At 61.0% G+C, this 23,304-nt stretch carries 21 protein-coding genes, 5 pseudogenes and 1 other annotated feature; of the genes and pseudogenes, 12 read left to right on the top strand and 14 right to left on the bottom strand.

Going from position 1 to position 23,304, the window contains the following annotated elements:
- The first annotated feature begins 298 nt into the window (after positions 1 to 298).
- The 6 genes from LDZ28_RS31200 to LDZ28_RS31170 all read left to right on the top strand — a co-directional run bounded on the left by LDZ28_RS31200 (position 299) and on the right by LDZ28_RS31170 (position 5,761).
- Positions 299 to 892 (top strand): LysR substrate-binding domain-containing protein, encoded by a 594-nt coding sequence (locus LDZ28_RS31200; protein WP_244832269.1) that lies wholly within the window; start codon positions 299 to 301, stop codon positions 890 to 892.
- A gap of 131 nt (positions 893 to 1,023) precedes the next feature.
- Positions 1,024 to 1,710, top strand: a complete 687-nt coding sequence (locus tag LDZ28_RS31195; RefSeq protein WP_244832268.1) for an IS6 family transposase — start codon at positions 1,024 to 1,026, stop codon at positions 1,708 to 1,710.
- A 421-nt stretch (positions 1,711 to 2,131) separates the two neighbouring features.
- Positions 2,132 to 2,248, top strand: a sequence feature (AL1L pseudoknot).
- Positions 2,249 to 2,682: 434 nt separating this feature from the next.
- Positions 2,683 to 3,564, top strand: a complete 882-nt coding sequence (locus tag LDZ28_RS31185; protein ID WP_244832262.1) for a transporter substrate-binding domain-containing protein — start codon at positions 2,683 to 2,685, stop codon at positions 3,562 to 3,564.
- A 21-nt stretch (positions 3,565 to 3,585) separates the two neighbouring features.
- Positions 3,586 to 4,227, top strand: a complete 642-nt coding sequence (locus LDZ28_RS31180) for an amino acid ABC transporter permease (protein ID WP_244832260.1) — start codon at positions 3,586 to 3,588, stop codon at positions 4,225 to 4,227.
- The gene (locus tag LDZ28_RS31175) at positions 4,224 to 4,883 is read left to right on the top strand and encodes an amino acid ABC transporter permease (protein ID WP_244832258.1); all 660 of its coding nucleotides are present in this window, start codon (positions 4,224 to 4,226) and stop codon (positions 4,881 to 4,883) included. The genes LDZ28_RS31180 and LDZ28_RS31175 overlap by 4 nt, the downstream gene beginning before the upstream one ends.
- Positions 4,880 to 5,761, top strand: a complete 882-nt coding sequence (locus LDZ28_RS31170; protein WP_305038195.1) for an amino acid ABC transporter ATP-binding protein — start codon at positions 4,880 to 4,882, stop codon at positions 5,759 to 5,761. The genes LDZ28_RS31175 and LDZ28_RS31170 overlap by 4 nt, the downstream gene beginning before the upstream one ends.
- A 57-nt stretch (positions 5,762 to 5,818) precedes the next feature.
- Here the strand turns inward: LDZ28_RS31170 and LDZ28_RS31165 are convergent, their stop codons facing one another.
- From LDZ28_RS31165 to LDZ28_RS31125, 9 genes are read right to left on the bottom strand one after another with little or no spacing between them, the layout of a single operon-like run.
- A complete protein-coding gene (locus LDZ28_RS31165; protein ID WP_244832257.1) occupies positions 5,819 to 6,649 on the bottom strand; it encodes a phytanoyl-CoA dioxygenase family protein in 831 nt (276 codons plus the stop codon).
- Positions 6,650 to 6,665: 16 nt separating this feature from the next.
- Positions 6,666 to 7,877 carry an amidase gene (locus tag LDZ28_RS31160; RefSeq protein ID WP_244832256.1) on the bottom strand — a complete coding sequence of 404 codons (1,212 nt, stop codon included), beginning with the start codon at positions 7,875 to 7,877 and terminating at the stop codon, positions 6,666 to 6,668.
- Positions 7,874 to 8,263, bottom strand: a complete 390-nt coding sequence (hpxZ, locus tag LDZ28_RS31155; protein ID WP_244832255.1) for an oxalurate catabolism protein HpxZ — start codon at positions 8,261 to 8,263, stop codon at positions 7,874 to 7,876. Before hpxZ ends, LDZ28_RS31160 begins: the two co-directional genes overlap by 4 nt.
- Positions 8,260 to 9,435 carry a DUF1116 domain-containing protein gene (locus LDZ28_RS31150; protein ID WP_244832253.1) on the bottom strand — a complete coding sequence of 392 codons (1,176 nt, stop codon included), beginning with the start codon at positions 9,433 to 9,435 and terminating at the stop codon, positions 8,260 to 8,262. The genes hpxZ and LDZ28_RS31150 overlap by 4 nt, the downstream gene beginning before the upstream one ends.
- Positions 9,436 to 9,438: 3 nt before the next feature.
- Positions 9,439 to 10,101, bottom strand: a complete 663-nt coding sequence (locus LDZ28_RS31145) for an SRPBCC family protein (RefSeq protein ID WP_244832251.1) — start codon at positions 10,099 to 10,101, stop codon at positions 9,439 to 9,441.
- Between the two features lie 38 nt (positions 10,102 to 10,139).
- Positions 10,140 to 10,661: a (2Fe-2S)-binding protein gene (locus tag LDZ28_RS31140; RefSeq protein ID WP_244832250.1), complete on the bottom strand. Its 522-nt coding sequence runs from the start codon at positions 10,659 to 10,661 to the stop codon at positions 10,140 to 10,142.
- On the bottom strand, positions 10,658 to 11,494 hold the full coding sequence (locus LDZ28_RS31135) for a xanthine dehydrogenase family protein subunit M (protein WP_244832247.1): 837 nt from the start codon (positions 11,492 to 11,494) through the stop codon (positions 10,658 to 10,660). The genes LDZ28_RS31140 and LDZ28_RS31135 overlap by 4 nt, the downstream gene beginning before the upstream one ends.
- Positions 11,491 to 13,899, bottom strand: coding sequence for a xanthine dehydrogenase family protein molybdopterin-binding subunit (locus LDZ28_RS31130; protein WP_244832246.1), 2,409 nt, complete (start codon positions 13,897 to 13,899; stop codon positions 11,491 to 11,493). Before LDZ28_RS31130 ends, LDZ28_RS31135 begins: the two co-directional genes overlap by 4 nt.
- A gap of 18 nt (positions 13,900 to 13,917) precedes the next feature.
- Positions 13,918 to 15,180, bottom strand: a complete 1,263-nt coding sequence (locus LDZ28_RS31125) for an amidohydrolase/deacetylase family metallohydrolase (protein ID WP_244832245.1) — start codon at positions 15,178 to 15,180, stop codon at positions 13,918 to 13,920.
- Between the two features lie 327 nt (positions 15,181 to 15,507).
- Here LDZ28_RS31125 and LDZ28_RS31120 point away from each other — a divergent pair, with 327 nt between their 5' ends.
- On the top strand, positions 15,508 to 16,074 hold the full coding sequence (locus LDZ28_RS31120; protein WP_244832244.1) for a MarR family winged helix-turn-helix transcriptional regulator: 567 nt from the start codon (positions 15,508 to 15,510) through the stop codon (positions 16,072 to 16,074).
- A gap of 45 nt (positions 16,075 to 16,119) precedes the next feature.
- Here LDZ28_RS31120 and LDZ28_RS31115 read toward each other — a convergent pair.
- Positions 16,120 to 16,587: pseudogene (locus LDZ28_RS31115) on the bottom strand (Tn3 family transposase); the annotation flags it as partial.
- A gap of 40 nt (positions 16,588 to 16,627) precedes the next feature.
- Here LDZ28_RS31115 and LDZ28_RS31110 point away from each other — a divergent pair.
- Entirely contained in the window at positions 16,628 to 17,353 is a 726-nt protein-coding gene (locus LDZ28_RS31110; protein WP_244832201.1) for an IS6 family transposase, read from the top strand.
- Positions 17,354 to 17,644: 291 nt separating this feature from the next.
- Here the strand turns inward: LDZ28_RS31110 and LDZ28_RS31105 are convergent, their stop codons facing one another.
- Positions 17,645 to 18,004, bottom strand: a complete 360-nt coding sequence (locus tag LDZ28_RS31105; protein ID WP_244832243.1) for a NirD/YgiW/YdeI family stress tolerance protein — start codon at positions 18,002 to 18,004, stop codon at positions 17,645 to 17,647.
- Positions 18,005 to 18,225: 221 nt separating this feature from the next.
- Here LDZ28_RS31105 and LDZ28_RS31100 point away from each other — a divergent pair.
- The 4 genes and pseudogenes from LDZ28_RS31100 to tnpB all read left to right on the top strand — a co-directional run bounded on the left by LDZ28_RS31100 (position 18,226) and on the right by tnpB (position 21,209).
- Positions 18,226 to 18,884: pseudogene (locus LDZ28_RS31100) on the top strand (response regulator).
- Positions 18,885 to 19,712: pseudogene (locus tag LDZ28_RS32945) on the top strand (two-component sensor histidine kinase); the annotation flags it as partial.
- A 271-nt stretch (positions 19,713 to 19,983) separates the two neighbouring features.
- Positions 19,984 to 20,355: pseudogene (locus LDZ28_RS31090) on the top strand (IS3 family transposase); the annotation flags it as partial.
- A gap of 365 nt (positions 20,356 to 20,720) precedes the next feature.
- Positions 20,721 to 21,209, top strand: a complete 489-nt coding sequence (gene tnpB / locus LDZ28_RS31085) for an IS66 family insertion sequence element accessory protein TnpB (protein WP_244832241.1) — start codon at positions 20,721 to 20,723, stop codon at positions 21,207 to 21,209.
- On the opposite strand, the pseudogene LDZ28_RS31080 reads toward tnpB, so the two are convergent.
- The 3 genes and pseudogenes from LDZ28_RS31080 to LDZ28_RS31070 all read right to left on the bottom strand — a co-directional run bounded on the left by LDZ28_RS31080 (position 21,123) and on the right by LDZ28_RS31070 (position 23,286).
- Positions 21,123 to 21,858: pseudogene (locus LDZ28_RS31080) on the bottom strand (IS6 family transposase). The gene tnpB and the pseudogene LDZ28_RS31080 sit on opposite strands and share 87 nt — an antisense overlap.
- Complete coding sequence (locus LDZ28_RS31075; protein ID WP_370652313.1) at positions 21,855 to 22,088, bottom strand: hypothetical protein; 234 nt, start codon at positions 22,086 to 22,088, stop codon at positions 21,855 to 21,857. Before LDZ28_RS31075 ends, LDZ28_RS31080 begins: the two are co-directional and overlap by 4 nt.
- Before the next feature lie 16 nt (positions 22,089 to 22,104).
- Entirely contained in the window at positions 22,105 to 23,286 is a 1,182-nt protein-coding gene (locus LDZ28_RS31070) for a porin (protein ID WP_244832239.1), read from the bottom strand.
- Between the last annotated feature and the right edge of the window lie 18 nt (positions 23,287 to 23,304).

Raw genomic sequence — 23,304 nt, 5'->3', positions numbered from 1 at the left:
CGCGTCGGATTTCCAGTTACGAAGCACGTACATCTTTGATGAAGCGCCTCGAGTCTGTCCGAGACTGAAGACCTTACACTACGATGGCTCCATCACCTCCATCTGTCCGGTGACGTCGCTCCGCTTAACGGCTGGACTTTACTTGAAGCTGCCGTCTGAGTGGCCTCCTTATTCGCTCAACGAACGACTGCAAGTGGCCTATTTCGTTGAAAAACTCGCCTGAAAGTCGGATTGTTCGCAAACTGGACGCGGCAGCCTCGATCTCGCCGCACTGCCAACTTTCGCAAGCAAGTGGCTAATGCCTCGGCTATCCGACTTCTACAAGCGGCATCCAGGCGTGCTGATCAATCTGCATTCGCGCATTGGCCAGTTCGACTTCGAACACAACGGCATCGACGCGGCGATCGGCGTCGGTGACGGCGCGTGGCCGGGGCTCGTGTCGTATAAGCTCTGCGACGAAACCCTGCTGCCGATCATCAGCCCTTCGATCGCGCAGACGCACCCCATCCGCGCCCCGCGGGATCTGACGCGCCATTTGCTGTTGCGCGTGGCGGCACGGTCCGATTCCTGGATCCGCTGGTTCGAGGATCAGCAGATCGACGAGCGCTCGATCAACGTCGGCCCTCAGTTCGAGTTGACGTCGCACTTGATCGAAGCGGTGTCCTCCGGCATCGGGATCGGGCTCGTGCCAAGTTTTTTGGTTCAGGACGAGTTGGCGTCCGGCGCGGTGATGCTCGCGATCGATCGGCCGTTGCGCACGGGCCTGAGCTACTACCTCTTCCTTCCCGCCGGCGATCAGCCCCTGCCGCAGAGCGTCGCGTTCCGCGAGTGGATCCTGTCGCGCGCGCAGCAAGATTTCGCGGAGCCGCACACCGTTTCGCATCCGCGATAATTTATCGATCGATCATTTATCGATCGATAAATTCTATGTCGGCGGAACGGCGCGACCAAGCGTTGCCGGGCTCTGTCGCATTAAGACGATCTGCTATCGTAGCGCCCGGAAAATGAAAGACTTGATCGACGATGACAACGGACAAGGTGTTCAAACGGTTGCACTATCCGCTGGATGTGATGCTGACTTGTGTGCGCTGGTACGTGGCCTATCCGCTGAGCCTGCGTCATCTGGAAGAGATGATGGCCGAACGAGGCGTATCGGTCGATCATTCGACCGTGCATCGCTGGGCCATCAAACTCCTCCCGGCGCTGGAAAAGGCGTTTCAACGTCACAAACGCGGAGTCGGTAGAAGCTGGCGAATGGACGAAACCTACGTGAAGGTCAACGGGGAGTGGAAGTACTTGTATCGTGCCGTTGATAAAGCGGGCGATACAGTTGACTTTCTGTTGCGAGCCAGGCGCGACAAGGTTGCCGCGCGGCGTTACTTCGAGAAAGCCATTGATGAAAACGGTGTTCCGGAGACGGTGACGATCGACAAGAGCGGCGCCAATCTCGCGGGGCTACATGCGATTAACGCCGAACGCGAAACGTCAATTAAGATTCGTCAGGCCAAGTATCTGAACAACATCGTCGAGCAGGACCATCGAGCTATCAAGCGGCGCATTCGTCCAATGCTGGGATTCAAGAATTTTCGTTGCGCCCGCATCCTGTTGAGCGGCATCGAAGTCATGCACATGATTAAAAAAGGGCAGATGATGTGTCGCGACAGCACTGCGCGGACTGCAGCTGAGCAGTTCTATACATTGGTGGCATAAGCAGTACTCAAGATATCACCTCCGCTTGGCCCAACCTCCTTATTGCGACAAAACCCATTAGCAGCTACCGACATTTTGAGGTTCGACTGGTGCGGTTTTCATCTCGGAACAACGGACGAGCGTCCGGCACGATTCCGGATAGATTTGCGCAAGCCACACACTGTCAAAACCAGAGGTTGCAAAATTCGGGCTGGCCATAGATTTGAACTTAGCGGGAACACCTCGTAGTTATCCGAAACAAATGGATCATTCAACGCTGGGTTGATGCCACAAATTCCTATCGCGTCGGTCACGGCCTCTCGATGACGGCATGCTGGACACGGTCGCGGGCGAGCACGGACAGTCTCTTGAAAAAGCAGTCAAACGCGGTGCAGAGCGATGCCGCATCTCCAGCAACCTGACAGCGCCTGCGTAAAGCTTCCGCATATTTCGGTCAGGCGAAGCTCTGCCGACGATCGAAGCCATCATTGCGTTTATCAACAAGCATCGCGACGTCTACGGTATCGAGCCGATCTGCCGCCTGCTGCCGGTCCCGCCGTCGACGTATTATCGGCACGTCGGGCGGCGCAGCGATCCGGAGCAATGGCCGGCCCGAGCGCGTCGCGACATTGAACTAAAACCCCCTTCCAGCGCGATGAACCGGAGGCACCACCGGGGTGCGGCTTTACTCGTCCTAGCCTTTCCGTCCGCATAGCGAACGCACCCTGAGGATTCGTGTCGTAAGTCGGTGCGTCGATGCACAAATTAAAGGCCCTCACAGACATATGCGGTGCACCACATAATTTGAACCTATCCGCCATATCCCGCGAGTTCTTACGTGACGGACCCGGGAGATCGTTGGCATACCCCTTGCATTGTTTCATGACGAATTTTCGTATTCGAACGAAGAGTCGATTGGACGACCACCATCCGTCGTCTCGCGCACAACTGCAATCCTGTGCGCGGACGTCACCATCATCAAGGGGGATTTTCATGTCAGTGCGTCTCACGCGCAACAATTTTTGCCGGTCGAAACAGCGCAGCGTCGCTGCGCTTTTGCGCTCGTGCGCGTTCGTGCTCATCGCCGCAGCCGGCGTCCATGCCGGCATCAACCATCCCGCCCATGCAGCGAGCGCGGATGAGATCAAGTCGCGCGGTTATCTGAGCGTTGCGACCGAGGACGATTACACCCCGTTCGAATTCGTCGCCGATGGCAAGAACACCGGCTACGACAACGATCTGCTTGCGCTGGTGAAGAAAAAGATCGGCGTGGACGTCAAGCAGCAGGTCATGCCCTGGTCCGGCATTCTGCCGGGCGTGACCACCGGCAAGTACGACATGGCGCTGACCGCCGTGCTCGTCACCGACGAACGCAAGAAGAGCTTCGATTTCGCGTCGCCGACCTGCGAAGCCGTCACATTCTACGCCACCAAGAAAGGCTCGCCGATCAAGAGCCCCGACGATCTCGCCGGCAAGGTCGTCGGCGCGGAAACCGGCAGCGCAATGCTTGCGGACCTGAAGCTGTTCGACGCCGATCTGAAGAAGAAGCATGGCGGCGCCGGCATCAAGCAGATCGTCGAATACCAGTCCTATCCGGAGGCATATCAGGATCTCGCACTCGGCCGTGTCGATGCCGTCGCCAATACGCAAATCAGCCTCAATTCGCTCATCAAGACGCGCCCCGACACCTTTAGCGTCGGTCAGGCGATCGGCAAGCCGACGTACATCGCGTGGGCCGTCAAGAAGGGCAACGGCGACGTACTGAAGATGGTCGATACCGCCCTGCTCGAACTGCGCAAGAGCGGCGAGATGTATCAGCTTCAGCAGAAATGGCTCGGCGCGACCTACAAGGACATGCCGCAGTCCGTCAATTGATGTCACTTTGATCGCGCATCGATGAACGCCTTCGATTACTGGAGCATCACTCAGGGCGCGCTGGCGACCGTGGTTCTGTCGGTCGCCAGCATTGTGCTCGGCGTGCCGCTGGGCCTGGCGCTCGCGCTGATCCGCTGGGCCCGCGTGCCTTTTCTAAATCGCTTCGTGATCGCATATGTGAGTCTGATACGCTCGTGTCCGGCTGTCACGCTCACGCTGCTGATCTTCTTCGCGCTGCCGCAGTTCGGACTGTCGCTGGACCCGACGCCCGCGGCCATTCTCGCGCTCACCATCAGCACCGCCGCATTCAACTGCGAAATCTGGCGTGCGGCGCTGTTGAACTTCCCGCGCGATCAGTACGACGCGGCACTAGCCTATGCAATGCCGCGCACGCTGCGTTTTCGCCGCATCGTGATGCCGCAGATCTGGCGCGCTAGCCTGCCCGGTCTCGTCAATGAGATGACCTTGCAGATCAAGTCGACGCCGGCTGTCGCGGTGATCGGCATCGTCGAGATCACGCGCGCGGCGTTGCGTGTCGGCGCGCGCACTTACGATCCACTGCCGCCGTTCATCTTCGCGCTCGTGCTGTACGGGCTGATCGTGTTCGTGCTGATCAAGGCACAGCGCGTCATCGAACGTCAGCCGATAGAGGCCCGCGCATGATCGACCATTTCCTGATCGTCTGGCAACAGCGCGCGGACGTGTTGTCGGGTCTGCTCGACACACTCGGCCTGCTCGCGGTCGCGGCTGTCGCCTCGCTCGTATTGGGCGTGCTGCTCACGCCCGCGCTGATGTCGAAGCGCCCGGCCATCGCGCGTATCGCCATGCTCTATGTCGATGCAATGCGTTGCGCACCGTTTCTCCTGTTCGTCTATCTGATCTACTTCGGCTTGCCTACGGCAGGCATCCGTTTGTCGAACTGGTGGGCGGGCGCGATCGCGCTAATTCTCTACAACACCGCCTACATGGCCGAGCTGTTGCGCGGCGCATGGGCCGGACTGCCCACGCCGGTGATCGAAGCCGCGCGCGCTTACGGCTTCCATGGCTTCAGCCTGGTGCGACGCATCATCCTGCCGCAAGTCTTCACCGTCGCCTTACCGCTGATCGGCAATCAGCTCGTGCAGATCGTCAAGGACAGCGCGTTTCTCACCGTGATTGCCGTGGGCGAACTCACGCATCAGATGAACGGCATTCAAGCCACTTACTTCATTCCCTTCGCCGCATTCATCACGGCCGTCGTGCTCTATTGGGCGATCTGCCTCGTGATCGAAGGCGGCAGCGGATTACTGTCGAGATTTGCCGAGGAACGCAGAGCATGAACCTTTCGAACGACGTCCCGCCCGTACTCATGCGCGCAGCCGATGCAAACCGGTCGTCAGGCGAAGCGGCGCGCTCCGCTGCACAAACCGTTCTGCAACTCAACGGCGTATCCAAGTCGTTCGGCGAAAACCTCGTACTGCGCGATGTATCGCTCACCGTGCAGAAAGGCGAAACGGTCTGTCTGCTCGGACCTTCCGGTTGCGGCAAGTCGACATTGCTGCGTTGTGTGAACTGGCTCGAAGTTCCCGACGCGGGCACGGTCTATGTTTCCAATCAGCGCATGGGCGTGCGCGAAAGCTCGGCCATCAAGATGAGCGATGCCGAACTCGCCCGCTCTCGCGCGCGCATCGGCATGGTGTTTCAGCACTTCGCGCTATGGCCGCATCTGAACGTGCTGCAAAACGTGATGGAAGCGCCGCTGCACGTCTTGAAGCGGCCGCGCGCCGAAGTGCGCGACGAAGCGGAACGCCTGCTCGAACGCGTCGGCCTCGCCGGCAAGACGGATGCGTTTCCGTCGCGCCTTTCCGGCGGACAGAAGCAGCGTGTGGGCATCGCGCGCGCGCTGGCGATGAAGCCCGATATCCTGCTGTTCGACGAACCCACCAGCGCGCTCGATCCGATGCTCGTCGGCGAAGTGCTCAACGTGATGCGTTCGCTCGCGCAGGAAGGCGCGACCATGGTCATCGTCACGCACGAGATGGAGTTTGCGCGCCAGGTGGCGAGCCGCATCGTGTTCATGGATGCGGGGCAGATCGTCGAGACCGGACATCCCGAGCAATTCTTCAGCGCACCGCAGACGCCGCGTGCCCGGCAGTTTCTCGCGCGGTTTCGTGCGCCGCATCAGGACGAATGGAGCCAGTCGTCCAAGCTTGTCTGATGCGTGCTGATGCGTGCGTTCGTCGCGCCCATCACTGCGCGACGAACGTTCGATGCTTTACTGCGGCGCGCTCATGTCCGCTGCCTGCTTCGTTTCTCCGTCCTTGTACTTGCCCCACGTCGCCGCGAGCTCGCTCATCGCGCGCGGATCGCAATCGTATTCGGGCAAGGTGTCCGCATCCCAGTGATTGAAACGATCCACCCCGCGCACGAGCGTCGCGCGACGGCGGCCCGTCGCCGATTTCACATGCGCCGGAACATAGAAGAATGCGAAGCCGATGCGCCGGTCATCCGAGCGATTCGGCAAGGAACTGTGTGCGGTGCGTTCCTGATGCATCGAAAATTCGCCGGGCTGCAAGGGCATTTCCACGGCGAGGTTGTCATCGATATCGACGAGCGTCTGGCCCTTGGCGAGCATGTTGTCTTTAGCGAATGTCTCGACGTGTTTGAGGTCCGGACCGATGTGCGATCCCGGCAACACGCGCAGCACGCCGTTCACCGAATTCGCGGGCGTGAGCGCGACCCATACGGTCACTTCCTCGTGCGGCGTGAGGCCAAAGTAAGTCGAGTCCTGATGCCATGACACATAACGCGGATCCCGTCCGTTCTTCGCGAAGATCGACGCACCGAACAACATGATGTCCGGTCCGATCAGATCTTCGACCGCATCCAGAATGGCCGGACGACGCGCGAGATCGACGATGGCCGGCAACGCGAGATGACCCTTGATTTTCAGGGTCTTGTTGACGTCTTCACCCGACGACGCCTCGTAGTTCTCGATGATGCGGCGATACTCCAGCGCCTCGTCCGAACTGATCGCGCGCATCGGATAGACATAGCCGTGTTGCTTGAAGTGCGCGACCTGCGCTTCACTCAAATGCTTGGTCATAGACGTTCCTTGAGGGTTAGGCTTGGTGAGTCATCTCATGCACGGCCTGCGCGACACGCAGCACGTTTTCGTCCGCACCGCGCGCGCCGATGATCGACAGCCCCACGGGCGCGCCATCGAACGAGGCCCACGGCATGTTCACTTGCGGCAGACCCGCAAGGCCCGCGACGCACAGCATCTGCTGCGAACGCGCGCGCGCATGATCGACCGTTTGCGCGGACGCATCGGCGCGTGGCGCCACGCCCGGCACCGTCGGCACGAGCCAATACGTGCTGGATGGCAATGCGTGCGTCATCGCTTCGATGGCACGAATGCGCACGCGTTGCGCGGCCGCGATCTGTTCGGGAGTGACGGTCAGGCTCGTCGCGAAGCGCGCACCGACATCGGCGCCGAAGCTCGATGCGTGTTCACGCGCCCACTGTCCGTGCCGTTGCGCGATCTCCCCGGCCTGAAGCACGCGGAAGGCTCGCGCCCAATCGGCGAGCGATGCATCGGGCTCCACGTAGGTCACTGCATCGCGCAAGGCTTGCAGCGAATCGGCGAAGCGCGACTCGATATCCGTATCCACACACGCGAGCAACTGACGCGGCACATGCAGCGCAAACGCTTCATCGCCCGTACCGACGATACTGCGCGCGAGCACTTCGAATGCATCGATCAGCGTGCGCGCATCGCGTGCGAACCAGCCGACCGTATCGAAGCTATGCGCGAGCGTCAGACAGCCGTCCGTTGCGATACGTCCATGCGTCGGGCGCATGCCCCAGATGCCGCAATAACTCGCGGGCAATCGCACGGACCCGCCGCAATCGGTGCCGAGTGCGACGTCCGCATGTCCGGCTGCGACCGCGACGGCCGAGCCTGACGACGAACCGCCGGGAACGCGCGCGGCATCGGCCGGATTCTCCGGCGTGCCGTAATGCACGTTCACGCCGGCGAGGCTGTAGGTCAGTTCATCCGTGACCGTCTTGCCGATCCATTGCGCGCCTTCTTCGAGCAAGCCGCGAACGGCCAGCGCGGTGCGTGTAGCCACAGGCTGCTCCGCGCGCCACGCAGGATTGCCGCCGCCTGCTCGAAGGCCCGCGATATCGAAGACGTCTTTCACGGCGAGACGCTGGCCGGTAAGCTTTGCGCTGATCCGCGAAGGCCAAGCTTCCGTGGGAAGCGCATCGAAGCCATCGGCGACGAATGCGCCATGCAATCCGGGTTGAACCAAAGTGTTCTGCATCATGACGCGTCCATCCAGCTCACATGTGCGGCAACGACGCGCCATTGGCCATTGAGCCGCACCCACGTTTGCGACTGTCTGCCAATACGCGATTCGTCCGCGCGCGAGAATGTGATGTTGGCGACCGCGAAATCAGCACCGAAGGTCGTGATCGTCCGATCGACGACGGTGCGCATCAGGCCTTTGGCCGGACGCATCGCACGAAAGGCACGAATCGTTTCGTAGCCGTGCAGGTTTTCGGTCGCGCCGTAGCGCAGTGTATGCGGACTGTTCCAGAACAGCGTGTCGAGCACGGAGACGTCGTTGGTCGTGAGCGCGCGTTCGTATTCATCGAACGCGGCTTCGAGCGACGCCCGTGTCGCGGGATCGTTGATCGTGTCCGGAGTCATTCGGTATCGGCAGAGAGGGTTTGCAACGCGCGTTCGAACAATTCAAGCGGCACTGCATAAATGCCGCGCCCGAGCAACCCGGCGCGTCCGTGCGCGTCGATAATCGCAATCGCCGCGAGTGGCGCAATGCCTTCATTCACGACGCGCGCGGCATCCAGCACGCCGGGCAAGCGCGCGAACTCCGGATGCGCCTGCGCATGCACACGCGGCTGCGTCTCGCGCCAAGCTTCGGGCAAATACGCGTGCAAGGCTTGCGCCGGTTCCGGTGCGAATCCAAGCGCCTGTGCGCCGAAGCCTGCCGCGTCGATCACGCCGCTATCGCCGGTGAGCGGCGCGGCGGGTGTGGTCTGTTGCGCATCGATACGCGGCCCTTGCGGCGCGTTCGCATACGCCGTGGTCCATTGCGATGGCGACGCCGCGAGCCGCAGGCCCACGCTCTCGCCATTGCCCGCGAGTCCCACCACGAGCGTCGATGACGATGCCGCCGACAACATCAGATGGCACGCCGCCATCCACAGCGTGAGAAAGAACAGCGGCGTTTGCGCGAGCATTGCATCGATGTCCTTACGATCGATTCGCGGCTCGAGCATCGTGCGCAGCGCGGCTGTCGCGCTGGTCGTGCGCGCATGCAGGTCGTCGCCGCCGTCGATGCCAGTTCTCGCCAACGCGAACAAGTCGATCGGTCCTTGCGAAAGCGCCTGCGCGAGCGCCGGCCCGAGCACTCCATCGCGCCATGTCATGCGATCGAGAATGCGCATGTCGCGCGTGCCGAATCGAATCTGCGGACCCCCACCGCTGCCGAGCAGGGACCACGCGCGTCGTGCGGGATCGTTCGCGTCCGATACTTCGACCAGCATCGTGCGAGGTGAGATAACCGCGGCAAGCGGCGTCACCGCGCCATACGACTGTGCGCATTCGAGCCGCACTTCGCCACGCGCGATCAGGTCTTCCGCATGGGCTTCGTCGTGCGCCCAGCCTTCATGGATGCAGCACAGCACGGCGGACGACAGCACGGACGCGGAGGGTTTGCGCGCATCGTCGAATGGTGGTCCTGCATGAAGCAGCGCAAATTCCGGCAACGCCACCGCATCGCGCGCGGCCATGACAGCGCTCCATTGCGGACGCACCGCATGAACGCGACGCAATGCGTGGGTAGTGTCATCCGCGCGCATGGCTCAGCGGCTCCCTAAACTGAACATGCCGCGCAAGCGGGACCACAACATCTTCCAGAACAAGTTGCCGACATCGAGCGGCGCGTTCTGCTTTTGTGGGGGCGCTGCGGGCACGTTCTGCGGTTCCGCACGCGCTGCGGGCTCGCGTCGTTCGATCATCGGCTCGGGCGTGGCTTCCTCGACAACGACCGGCTCGGCGGCCACTAATACAGGCGCCGCTTCGTCCAGCTTCGATTTAAGATTGGCGGCGAACGCTTCCGTCATGCGCGTCGCGAGTTCCTTGACGATGCCGCCACGCGAGAACTGCGCCAGGCTCCCGCCGAGGTTGTAATCCACCTTTACATCGACGCGCGTTTCCGTCGCCGTGACCGCATCGAGCGAAAACGACGCCACGCCCTTGACGCGCGACGAGCTCTTGCGATCGACGCCCGTTCCCGTGATGCTGCCGCGATACTGCGCGTCATCGAGCTTCATCTCGCCATCGCCCGCGAAGGCCGCGCCGATGGGACCGAGCTTGACCGTCATTGCGAGCTTGAGCAGACCGTTCTCGACCGGTGCCGCGAGCGATGCGCCCGGCAGGCACGCGACGATCTCCGGTGTGTCGTGAAAGTGCGACCACACCGCATCGCGCGGATAAGGCACGGTGAAGCTTTGTTCGATTTCCATGACGTATGAATCCGTGTTCGATGAATGTGTCCGACCCGTCAGGCCGTCACCGCTACTGCGGTGAGCGGTGCCGTTGCGCGCGCTTGCCGTGCATCCAGCACGCGGCGAATCGCGCGCACGATGCCCACATAACCCGTGCAGCGGCACAGATTGCCAGACAGTTCCAGACGCACGCGCGCGTCGTCGGCATCGGGCAGACGCGTGACGATATCGCGCGCGGTCATCAGCATGCCGGGCGTGCAATAGCCGCATTGCAGCGCATGTTCGGCGGAAAAAGCGGCGCGCAGTTCGTCCATCGTGGCGTCGTCGTCGAAGCCTTCGATGGTGCGTACCTTGCCGCCCGCACATGCAACCGCTGGCGTGATGCACGAGCGTGCCGGCGCGCCATCGACTTCGATCGTGCATGCGCCGCATACGCCCTGCTCGCAACCGATGTTGGTTCCACACAGCATGCGTTGCTCGCGCAGAAAATCCGCGAGACTCGTGCGCGGTTCGACGCGATCCGCCACGGTCCGGTCGTTGACGACGAGTTCGATCGTCTTGATGAATGCGTCGCTCATGATGCGTTTCCGGCTGGATTGCGAAGCATCGCCGCCGCGCGCACGAGCGCGACGCGATGCACCTGATATTCGTATGTGCCCGCTTCGACACCGGCTGCATCGAGATGCGCATCGAATGCGTGCGTATCGGGATCGTGGTCCGCGACGAGCGAACGCGCATCGTCGATCAGATGCGGCGGGCCGTCGATCGCGCCGATCACCGCGCGGCACACGTTGCGCGCGGCATCGTCGATGAATACGGCAATGGCTTCCGCGAACTCGCCCGGCTTGCGATTGAACTTGTAGTAGCTCCAGCGCGCCTGCGCCGAAAGACGCTGAAAACGCACGCCCGTGAGGATGTCGTCGGGTTCGAGCGCGGTGGTGAAGGCGCCGGACATCCATGCATCGCTTGCGATCGTGCGCACGCCTTCGCGGCCCTGCACGACGTATTCGGCGTCGAGCGCACGCATCGTGTTGATCCAGTCCGCCGCGGGATCGGCATGCGCGAGACTGCCGCCGAGCGTGCCGCGATTGCGCACCGCGCGATACGCGATGCCGCGCGCTACGTACGGCATGAGCCCGCGCGTGTCGGTGTCGATCTTGCCGTCCTCGATCTCCGCATGCGTGACGCACGCGCCGAGCGTCACGGTCTCGCTTTCGATGCGGCACACGCGCAATGCGTCGATACCGCGCACATCGACGAGCATCTCGGGTTGCGCGAGGCGCAGGTTCATCATCGGTCCGAGCGACTGACTGCCCGAGACGAATTTCGCCATGCCGTCGGTCGGCGTGACGAGCGCGATGGCATCATCGCATGCGAGCGGCTTTGCATAGTCACAGGTCGCGGCTTTCAAGCGGGCATCCCCTTCAATGGACGGGCTTGCGCTTCATGTTGCCTGGCCAATGCTTCGACGATCAAACGCGGCGTGACCGGCAATTGATCGATGCGCACGCCCAGTCCGCGCAATGCATCGTTGATGGCATTCGCGATGGCGGCGGGCGGTCCGATCGCCCCGCTCTCACCGATGCCCTTCTGCCCGAACTCGGTGTAAGGCGCGGGCGTCTCCATGTGTTCGATGCGGATCGCGGGCACTTCGGTCGCGCCCGGCAGGAGGTAGTCCGCGAGCGTCGAAGCGAGCGGCTGACCGTCCTCGCTATAAGGCATGGCTTCGTAGAGCGCGGTGCCGATGCCTTGGGCCGCGCCGCCGTACACCTGACCATCGACGACCATCGGATTGATGAGCACGCCGCCGTCTTCGACGATGGCGTAATCCAGAATCTCCGTTTGCCCGAGCGCCGGATCGACCGCCACGACTACCGCGTGACACGCATAACTGAACGTGCCCGAATCACGCCTGGCCTGATACGAGGTCGAGACTTCGAGACCGCGCGGATCGACATCAGGCGGCAGCAGTTGCGGCGCGAGATACCACGCGCGCGCGATCTCCTGCAGCGTGCGCCGGGCGTCCCTGCCGACCACCGCGCCGTCCTCCCAGCGCACGTCGCCCAGCGGCGCCTGCATCATCCAGGCGCCGATCTTCATCAGGCGCTCTTTCAGTTCCTTCGATGCACGGCCCACCGCGCCGCCCGCCATCACGATCGAACGCGAGCCCCACGTACCCGTCGAATACGGCGTGACGCCGGTGTCGCCCAGTACGATGCGCACGCGGTCCGTATCGATGCCGAGCACTTCATGCGCGATCTGCGCAAGCGTCGTTTCCATGCTCTGACCGTGCGAATGCACGCCGACACGCACTTCGAGAATGCCATCGGGCGTCAGGCGAATCACGGCGGGCTCATAGCCCGGCACCATCGGAATGCCCCAGCCGTGATACACCGACGTGCCATGCGCGCCCTGCTCGCAGAAGATCGACATGCCGAAGCCGATGCGCCTGCCATCCGCCTCGCCCCGACGCTGACGCGCGCGCACCGCGGGCAGATCGATCGCGGCCATCGCGCGGCGCACGGCTTCCGGATAGTCACCGCTGTCGAAGTGCTTTTTGGTGATGTTGTCGTACGGCATTTCATGTGGCTGCACGAGGCTGCGCAAACGCACCTCGTAAGGCTCGATTCCCGCTTCGACGGCGATCGCATCCATGATGGTTTCGATCGCATAGCAGACGCCGGTGCGCGCGACGCCGCGATACGGCAGGATCGGCGGCTTGTTGGTCGCGACCGACCATGTTCGGCAGCGAAAGCGATCCATCTTGTACGGACCCGGCAGAATGCTGCCCACCTGCGCGGCTTCGAGACACGCCGAAAATGGATACGACGAATACGCGCCCGAATCGACATGCGCGTCGCATTCGACCGCGAGCAGCTGGCCATCGCGATCCGCGTAGCCGGTGATGTCGTAACTATGCTCGCGGCAATTCGCGTTCGCGGTGAGTTGTTCGCGACGATCCTCGATCCAGCGCACCGAGCGTTCGAGTTGCATCGCAAGCCAGCCGCAGCACACTTCTTCGGGCAACAGGATACCCTTGTACCCGAAGCCGCCGCCGACGTCCGGCGCAATCACGCGCACCTGTCCTTCGTCGAGTCCGAGGCATTCCGCGAGACCCGTGCGCGTGATGTGCGGCATCTGCGCGGATGTATGCACGATCAGCTGCGACAGACGCCGGTCCCAATGCGCGACCACGCCGCGTCCCTCCATCGGCGCCATGCTCTGACGCGCGGTGCGCAATGTGCGATGCACGCGGATGGGCGCATCGCGTCGAATCGCTTCGAGATCGCCATCGGGGTTCGCATCGACGAAGGTTTCGAGAAAGACGTTGTCGCCCCAGTGTTCGTGGACGAGCGGGGAGTCTTCGCGGAGGGCATCGAGCATGTCGACTACGGCGGGCAATTCCTCGAAATCGACGAACACATGTGCGGCGATGTCTTCGGCCTGGGCGCGCGTCGCGGCAACGCACATGGCGATCGGCTCGCCGACCTGCCGCACCTTCCCGCTTGCAAGCACATGCTGCTGCGAACGCTTGAAGCCCGGCAGACTCGAGTTCGCGACGATGGGCCTGACGCCTTCGAGATCGGCGAGCGTGTAGATTGCATCCGCGAATGCATCGGGCTTCTCGATGCCGACGATATGACCATGTGCGATCGGACTGCGCACGAAGGCCACATCGACCATGCCGACCATGCGGATGTTAGCCACGTATTCGCCGCGCCCATGCATGAAGCGATCGTCTTCCTTGCGCGTAAGCGATGCGCCGATGCCCTGGGCGCGCGTCTTGTCGCTGGGTGCTTTAGTGCGTTTGATCATCGTACGGAGCCTCGCATGTTACGCAGCGCGTGCGAGCGGCAGCGTCGGCGACATGGCGTCGTGACGCACGCCATCGCGCAAGCAGAACAGCGGCGAAAGCATGCGGTCGGTGATGACCTGCGTGCCTTCGTTGTCTTCGATCACCCAGCGTCCGCAACGGTCGTCGAGCACGCTGACATCCGCGCCGCGCCCCACTTCGAGCGTACCGATACAGTCTTCCATGCCGACCATCGTCGCCGCATTGCAGGTCGTCATCGCCACGACATGATCGAGCGGCAGGCCAAGCGCGAGCATGCTGGTCATCGCGCTCACGAGACTGAACTGCGTGCGGCCGAGGAACGAATGTTCTTCGTCGGGGTGGCTGTCGGGCGTGCCGGCGGGCGCGGGAACGTGCGTGTTATAGCCGTGCATGTCGGCGCCGAGCGTATCGGGAATCACGCCTTCCGCGAGTACGATGCGCGCCGTCTTGAAGCTGAAGTGCGAGCCGTGACCCACATCGATCTTGAGGCCGCGCGCAACCGCTTCATGCACGAGCGGATGCAGCTTGCCGTTCTCCTCGACGAAGCCGCCCGGATGGCGGCTGAACGGATGCGCGAGGATATCGCCCGGCTTGAGCGTCTCCACGACCTGATTGAAAATCGAATCGGGCTGCACGGGCAGCGCGTTTCTTTCGGGCTTGGGCCACAACTGGCCAAAGTGGATGTACAAAGGCATGTCGGCGCCACGGCCGATCTTCGCGGCGATCTTCATCACCTCAAGACCCCAGCGCGCGAAGCCGCCGATTTCCGCATGCGCCTTGATACCCTTCACGAGATCGGGATTCGCGCGAATCGACTTGATGGTCGCATCGACATCGAGACAGTCTGGGCGATACAGGTCCGGGTAATAGTGGCCTTCGAGACCGCCGACGAGATACGCCGAGATGAACGCGAGCACGCGCGTCGCCGAACGCTCCGCAACGTAATGCCTGAAGCCCGGTATCGTAATGCTGCTCGGGCCGCCCTGATCGACGATAGTCGTCACGCCCGACTGCACGCCGCATTGATCCGCGTTCAGGCCGAAGCGCCCGGTGACGTACTGGTACACGTGACCGTGCGTATCGATGAGACCGGGCAGCACCAGCTTGCCGCTGCAATCGATCTGTTCGGCCTGCGGCGCCTGCGCGTCGAGACCGGCACCGAGCGCGGCAATGACGCCGTTGTCCACGAGAACGTCCAGCGTGGCGTCGATCTTATGGGCGGGGTCGATCACGCGGCCCCCTTTCAGCAGAACTTGTGACATGTGCGGTGCGATGGCCGGATTAAAGATGCGTGGTGTACCGCAAATACTATGCCGGTCGTATTTCGAACGTGATCCGCTACGCCGTCTTCCTTATTTATCAGCAGCTTATGTATTCCACTTGCGGAATATGCATGCCATACCACGCAATCGACCAGTGCCGCCTCGCACCAATGCGGACGGCGTTGCCCAATGCGCGCACCGATACTACGCACGATGCTTTCTTATGGTGATTCGTTGGTGTGCCCCATAATTTGCGGCGCAGGGCGAAAGCGGCCTAGAATGTGCATCAGCGTGTCCGGAGCCTCTTCATTTACACAAGGTCGTTTCATGCGAATCACCGTTAACGAACATATCGATATTCAGGCCATCCGTGCGGAACTCGTCGAGCGTCAGGCGCGTTCGCCGCTGTTCTCGCGGCCCGGCTTTCTAATCCGCCGCATGCATCAGATTCACACGTTCCTGTTTGCGCAGGAAACGAGCGAGCACAACATCACGCCGGTGCAGTACAGCCTCCTCACCGCGCTCGATTCGCATGGCGAGATGGATCAGAACACGCTCGCCATTGAAGTTGGACTAGAACGTTCCAGCGTCGCGGAAGTGATCCCGCGTCTGAATGCGCGCGGGCTCGTGAGCCGCACTCAGGCTGAACACGACAAGCGGCTGCGGCTCGTCAAGCTCACGCCTGCCGGCAAGCGGCTAGTAAAGAAAATGTCGGCAGCGGTGCAGCGCGCCCACGATCGCACCATCGAGCATCTGTCGCCGGTCGAGCGCGATGTCTTCTTGCTGCAGATGATCCGCCTCGTCGAGTCTAACAACTCGGACAATGTCGTGCCCTTGCGTTTGCCCGACAGTCAGTTGCTCGCGCAGGACAAAAGCTCGGTGGAGGCGACCTGAATCGAGGCTTGGCCGGGATTCGTTAGAAATCCGCCACATCTCAGCCTAAGCGGCTGATTTAAATGCGAAATCGATGGTTGAATCTAGCGGTGGAACAGGGCGCTGGAGATCCAGTAGATAGTCCCCGTACCGGTTGATGTGCTCCCGCCGATACGGCGACAGCACCTTGAGCACCTCGGCGTCGACCGGATGCCCTTTCTCCTGCAGTTCCTTTAGTTTGCGCGACATCCACTGCACGTTGTACAGGATCACCATGTTCGCGACGAGGTGGTTGTACTTGATTACCTTGCGCTGCTCGTGCCGGACGTTTTCGGCGATGACGCCTTCGCCGCCGAACATCAACCACTGCGCGAAGTCGTTGAACTGCTCGCTCTTGTTGGTCGCAGCGTGAATCGTGCGACGCAACTCCGGGTCACCCAAATACTTCAGCAGGAACAGCGTCCGGATTACGCGCCCCAGCTCCCGAAACGCGAAGTAGAGCTTGTTCTTTGTGCTTTCAGAGCCAAGCCGGCGGCGTTGTCAAGTTGGTGGGCCGGTCGCGTAAGATGGCGTGATGAAGAAACCGAAATCGCTCTATCACGGTCACCGTTTTCCAGCCGAGGTCATCAGTTGCGCCGTGCGCTGGTATTTCCGCTTCCAGTTGAGCTTGCGTGACATCGAGGAACTGCTCTTCGAGCGCGGGGTGACCGTGACATACGAGACGATTCGTTGCTGGTGCGACAAGTTCGGCAAGGGCTTTGCTCATGGGATGAAAGCGGTGCGACGCAAGCCAGGTAGCACGTGGCACCTCGACGAGATGTTCGTCACACTGCGTGGCGAACCGTACCTGCTGTGGCGTGCGGTCGACGAGCACGGTGCCGAACTCGACATCCTGCTACAAAAGCGGCGCGACAAGGCCGCAGCCAAACGGTTCTTTAAGCGCGTGCTGCGCTCGAGCCCGATGCCGCGCAAGATCGTCACCGATCAGTTGCGAAGTTACCCGGCCGCGAAGGCCGAAATTCCGGAGTTGGCGAGCGTGAAGCATGTGTTCGTCAAAGCGGCCGCCCGCCTGAACAACCGCGCGGAGAACAGCCACCAACCGACACGCGAACGTGAGCGTCGCATGCGTGGCTTTCGCGACCCGAAACGCACGCAAGAATTCCTCTCGTGCTTCGGGCCGATCCGACAACATTTCGCACTGAAGCGGCACCTGCTGCGCGCCTCACTTTATCGCAAACAACTCGCAGCCCGGTTCGTTGCATGGCGCGAATTCGCCCAAAATCCGTCGACTACCTTCTGACCCGTCGTCGCACCTGTCATCGTGCCGGCTTGCACTCGGCAAGTTGACAACGCCCTTCAGAACGCTCGACGACCGTGAGTTGGTGCGCCGGCACGCCGGCATCGAGCAACGCGCGCGTGACCACACCGGTGCCACCTCCGAGCTGAAGGACACGCCCCTCGCCCGCGATGACCTCGTCGGCGATGACAGATGCAAGACGCGATGAACTTGGGCAGATCGCACCGATCGAACGAGGCGCCAGCGCCCACTCGCGCGCAAAAATTGACGTCCCGAAAACAAGCCGAGCGGCCCTCATTGGACGAGGGCCGGGACGATGCGAATATCACGTACCTTTACCTTCGAGGCGCCAACGAACTCCTTGTCGTACTTTCCGGTCAATTCCACCATCGTCGAGTCGCTCACTGCTTGCCCGCTCGGCCAACGGTGATGATCGATCTTCACAGGGATTTCGCCGGACGCATCGGCGAATTGATATTTGTCGTCACCCAGCGCTTTAACCAGACGCCCCCGCAGGATTACATGCTGATCCTTCTTGCCTGAATCCTGAAGTTGCTTGACCGTGACACTTTCGGGTTGAGCACCGGGGCCGGTGTACTGAGCATGGGCGGCGACAGAAACTGCCAATATTCCAGCTATCATCAAGGTTCTCATGCGCTTCTCCGAATGAACGTTTAATCGGTGCTTCGATGAATCCAGTCTATCCATGTCAAACTGAAGACAACGTGAAGCAGGAGCATCAGCAATGCTCGTTTCGTTAACCGTGCGTTAACTTTCGTTGCTCTACCCTTAGCGAAGCCGCTGCGCTGAAAATTCAAACGTCGCAAACCTGCTGCAAGTGCGCACCTACCTCGACCACGAAGGACACGATCGGCATGCGAGTACTCCTCGTCGAGGATGACGAACTCATTGGAAGCGGGCTTCGCGCCGGGTTACGCCATGCCGGCTTTGCTGTTGATTGGGTTCAGGATGTCGAGAGCGCTGTGCTGGCAAGACGCGGGAGCCCTTATAGTCTCGTTTTGCTGGACCTCGGCCTGCCTCGGAAAGATGGCATGTCACTGCTCTCGGCCATGAGACAACAAAACGATGCGACGCCCGTGATCATCATCACGGCGCGAGACGCTGTGCAGTCGCGCGTCTTAGGCCTCGACGGAGGCGCCGATGATTACATGATCAAGCCGTTCGCGCTTGAGGAGTTGCTCGCTCGCATTCGCCTCGTCACGCGGCGACACGCTGGTCGGTCGCAGCCCGATCTCGTTGTGGGCGCCTTGAAACTCGATCCGACGCAGCATCGCTGCTGGATCGACGATAAAGAGGTGTCTATCACGTCGCGCGAGTTCGCGCTCCTCCTGGAATTGATGCGTGAACCCGGCGCAATCGTGACACGTGAGCGACTCGAAGAAGCGCTCTATGGCTGGAATGAGGAAATCGAGAGCAACTCCATTCAGGTTCATGTCTACAACCTTCGCCGCAAACTGGGTGCGGATGTCATAAAAACACGCGGGGTGTCGGATATCGTATCGGGGAGCGATGAATGATGGGAATGCGCCTGACGCTCACTCGTTGGTACATGGCTTCCTTGCGCCGTCGCTTGCTGTTCTGGCTTTTACCTGCGACTTTGCTAGCCGGTATCCTTGCGAGCGCTGCGACATGGCTCGGTGCGGTCTCTGAGATTGATGATCTGCTCAACGACCAGATGAAGACGATTGCGCGGAACGTGGTCGTCGAAGACAACGGCCAACTATCGCTTTCGGGCAAAGATCACAAGGATCGGTTGACCGGTAAAAAGTCTCATGGGGTACTGCTGCAGGTGTGGCAAGACGGAAGGCCTGTCTTTAGTACTGATCCGGACGCGTCGCTGCCCGCTCCCATAGCGCCGGGCTTCTCAGATGTAACGGTGGATTCACAGGTTTGGCATACCTTCGTGACTCAGAGTGGCCGTACCCGGGTTCGCGTCGCCCAAGCACGCCTGGCGCGTTGGGAAGCATTGGCATCGGTTACGGTTCACCTCTTCTGGCCTGTGCTGTCGCTAATGCCCGTAATCGCACTGTTTCTCTGGTTCGGTGTCACGTATGGGTTGCGCCCGCTGAAACAAATTGCGCAAGGCCTCAAAGCGCGGGATGCCGCCAATATGCAGGCGATCGAGACCACGGGCATGCCAACCGAAATTAGACCGCTCGTCGACGGACTAAACGATCTTCTGTCGAGGCTCGACCATGCATTCACTGCGCAGAAGCACTTCATCGCGGATGCGGCACACGAGCTCCGCACCCCAGTCATGGGTCTGGGCGTACAAGCAGACCTGCTGCCACAGGCCACGTCCGATGCCGAGCGTGCGGAAATCATCACGCAAATACGCGCCGGTACCTCGCGGCTTACGCACTTAGTGACACAACTTCTCGCGCTCGCCAGGCTTGATCCGGAGTCTGACAGGCAGCCTCGCCAAAGGGTCCATTTGAACGCACTTGCGCGTAGCGTGGTTGCTGAACGCGCTCCGTTTGCCGAGTCGCACGGCATCGACCTGGGTTTCACAGCCGCTCCCACTGAGGTGACAATTCTCGGTTACCCGGAGAACCTGCGCGTCATGTTGAATAATCTTGTCGATAATGCCATTCGATACGCAGGTGAGCAGGCGACGACCTCTGTTCGACATGGTTGGGACCATGCTCAAGAGAGCGTTCGCGCGCCTCGGACCGAACGACAGACCCATACTCCACTCGGATCAAGGCTGGCAATACCGAATGCCGGTCTATCGGAAGGCTTTGGACAAGCATTCTGTCAAACAAAGCATGTCGCGCCGGGGCAATTGCCTCGACAACGCGGCGATGGAAAGCTTCTTTGGCACACTAAAGTCAGAATTCTTCCACCTAAACAAGTTTCGAGACGTTGATGAACTCCACGCCGGACTGAAAAACTACATTCACTACTACAATCACAAACGTATCAAGATGAAGCTAGGAGGCGTGAGCCCGGTCGCATACCGGTCTCTGCTCGCAACAGCATAGCTGTCACACCGTCCAACTTTCGGGGGTCACTTCATCGAATCAGTGGACACCTTTCATGACAGAAGAGCACTCAGGAACGACCGGGTTGAAGGTCGTCAACGTTGGTCGGGACGGCAAGCGCAGATATGACCGGCAAACGAAACAGCCGACGCCGACTGGCACAGCTTTCGTTCCAGTAGTCGAAGTCGAAAGTCACGAAGCGGTGGTTGCGCCCGCATCCACGAAGGCACACCGCCACACCCCCGCAGCAAGGACGTCGTCGCCCCCTTCGGCGCGGTTGATGGTGCAGATGCCCAACGGCGTCACACTCCGGTTTGAATGCACCGACAATGATGCGCCGTTGCTATCGGCCATGATCGAGACGCTTGGACGGTGCGATGTTCCGCCTGGACGATGAACTGAAAGTCTATGTGCATCGTGATGCCGTTGACTTCCGCAAGAGCATCAACGGTCTCGCAGCCATCGTCGAGCAGTCAATGAAGCTCGATCCATTCGCGCGTGCGGTTTATGTGTTCAGCAATCAGCGGCGCGACCGCATCAAGATGCTGCTGTGGGACCGTAACGGCTTCTGGCTTCTCATGAAACGCCTCGAGCAGGACCGCTTCGTATGGCCGCGCAAGGAAGCGGTGCTCATGCTGCGAACAGAGCAACTTCACTGGCTACTGGAGGGCATCGACATCGAAGCGATGCGCGCGCATCCGAGGCGTTATTATGGCATTGTCAACTTGCGGAGAATGAGGCGGCACGATGGAAGGTGGGACAAGGAATCAGAAAGCAGTCGACGGATTTTGGGCGAGTTCGGCGAGTTCGCGCCAAGCGGCGAATCGAGCTGCGAGTTGCTTGCGATAAAGTGAAGCTTGCAGCAGATGCCGCTTGAGCGCGAAATGTTGCCGAATCGGTCCCAAGCACGAGAGAAATTTCTGGGTGCGTTTAGGGTCGCGAAAGCCGCGCATGCGTCGCTCACGTTCGCGTGTCGGTTGGTGGCTGTTCTCGGCTCGGTTGTTCAGTCGGGCTGCGGCTTTAAACGAAGACGTGCTTCACGTTAGCAAATTCTGGAATCTCGGCTTTTGCCGCCGGATAGCTGCGTAACTGATCAGTGACGATCTTGCGCGGTGCCGGGCTCGACCGCAGCACGCGCTTGAAGAAGCGTTTGGCAGCGGCTTTGTCGCGCCGTTTTTGCAACAGGATGTCGAGTTCGGCACCATGCTCGTCGACCGCACGCCACAGCAGGTACGGTTCGCCACGAAGCGTGACGAACACCTCGTCGAGGTGCCACGTGCTACCCGGCTTGCGACGCACCGCTTTCACTCGATGAGCAAAGCCCTTACCAAACTTGTCACACCAGCATCGGATCGTCTCGTATGTCACGATCACGCCGCGCTCGAAAAGCAGTTCCTCGATGTCGCGCAGGCTCAACTGGAAGCGGAAATACCATCGAACAGCGCAGCTGATGACACCAGCTGGGAAACGGTGACCGTGGTAGAGCGATTTCGATTTCTTCATCGCGCCATCTTATACGACTCGTCACGCAACCTGACAACGCCCCACAGAAACGCCGACAGAAGAAAGCCCATCTCGCTGACGGACAAGCCCATATCGTGACGAATCAACGGATTCGCGACGGCAAGCGCCGCGCGGTCGATGGTGCTGATCGACCCGCTGATGAAGAGCAGAATCAGCGCCCCTCGTTGCAGGGATCGGACGCGGGGTGTCTTGCCGGACGCGTTGTTCACGAATGTCTCCTCGATATCAGAACTTGTGGCGCAGCCCGACACGCACCAGCGCCTGATGATCGTTGCTCGACGGCGAACTCTGGTTATTGATCGAAGCGATGGCATCGCGATTGCGCGAATCGGTGCCCGACGCCTTCTGATACACACCGATCAGGGACACATCCGTGCGCTTGGACAGGAAGTAATCGACGCCCACTTCGCCCTGGTGATACGTGGCGCCTTCGTTCTTGCCGGTCGCCGTGCTGACACTGCCGCCATCGGTATAGATATATGCCGCGCCCAGCAGCAAGGTGGGCGTCACCTGATACTTCAGGCTCAGTTCCGCGCTGTTGAAGATGGCATTACCACGATAGCCCGACGGATTCGGTCCGCTCGACGTATCGCCCAATCCCTTGAACGCGATGTTCGAATACGTGCCGCCCACGGTCAGCGCACCGATGTTGTACGCCGCGCCCGCGCTGATGACCTGATACGTATGCGCCGACAAAAAGCCGCTGAACACCGGATACGCCGTGTTCGCCGTCGTCGCCGATGGCGTGCCGGATGTGGCATTGCCGAAGAAGCTGAGGTTCGGATTGCGCGCGTTGATATACCCGACAGCAAGCGTCAGCGGCCCGCTTGCATAGCCCGCGCCGAGCGACCAGAGTTGATTGCGCGTGGTATCGCCGGCCACGCCGCCGAGGCTGTACATGCCGCTGAACGAGAAGCCGCCGTATGTGACGCTCTTCAGCTTGATCGCGTTATTGGTGCGGTACGCGTTGTTCAGATTGTCGAGATCGCCCGGATGCGCGCCGATATTGCCCGCCCATTGCGATGCCGCTTCGAGCGGCCCGACGAAGTCCACGTTCAGATCGTATTGACGTCCCAGCGTCACCGTGCCCCAGGGACTCGATAAACCGGCGAACGCCTGCCGGCCGAATTCGAGACCGCCCTGCCCCAGTTTTCCGGTGCCCGGATCGAAACCGTTCTCCAGCGTGAAGATGGCCTTCAGTCCGCCGCCGAGATCCTCGACACCCTTCAGGCCCCATCGGCTGCCGGACAGAATGCCGCTTTGCATCGCATAGAGGCGGCTGCCGTTCGCATTGGTATTGAAGGTCAGCCCTTCGTCGACGACGCCGTAGAGTGTCACGCTGCTCTGTGCGTGCGTGAGTCCGGACAGCGTCATGCAGGCCGCACCGAGGACGATCTTTCTACGCATTTAAGTTTCCTAATTTTA

It is taken from the genome of Caballeronia sp. TF1N1, assembly GCF_022878925.1.
In the GTDB taxonomy this organism is placed as follows: Bacteria; Pseudomonadota; Gammaproteobacteria; order Burkholderiales; family Burkholderiaceae; genus Caballeronia.
The sequence above is the reverse complement of the archived record's forward strand: the minus strand, read 5'-3'. Positions and strand labels throughout refer to the sequence as shown.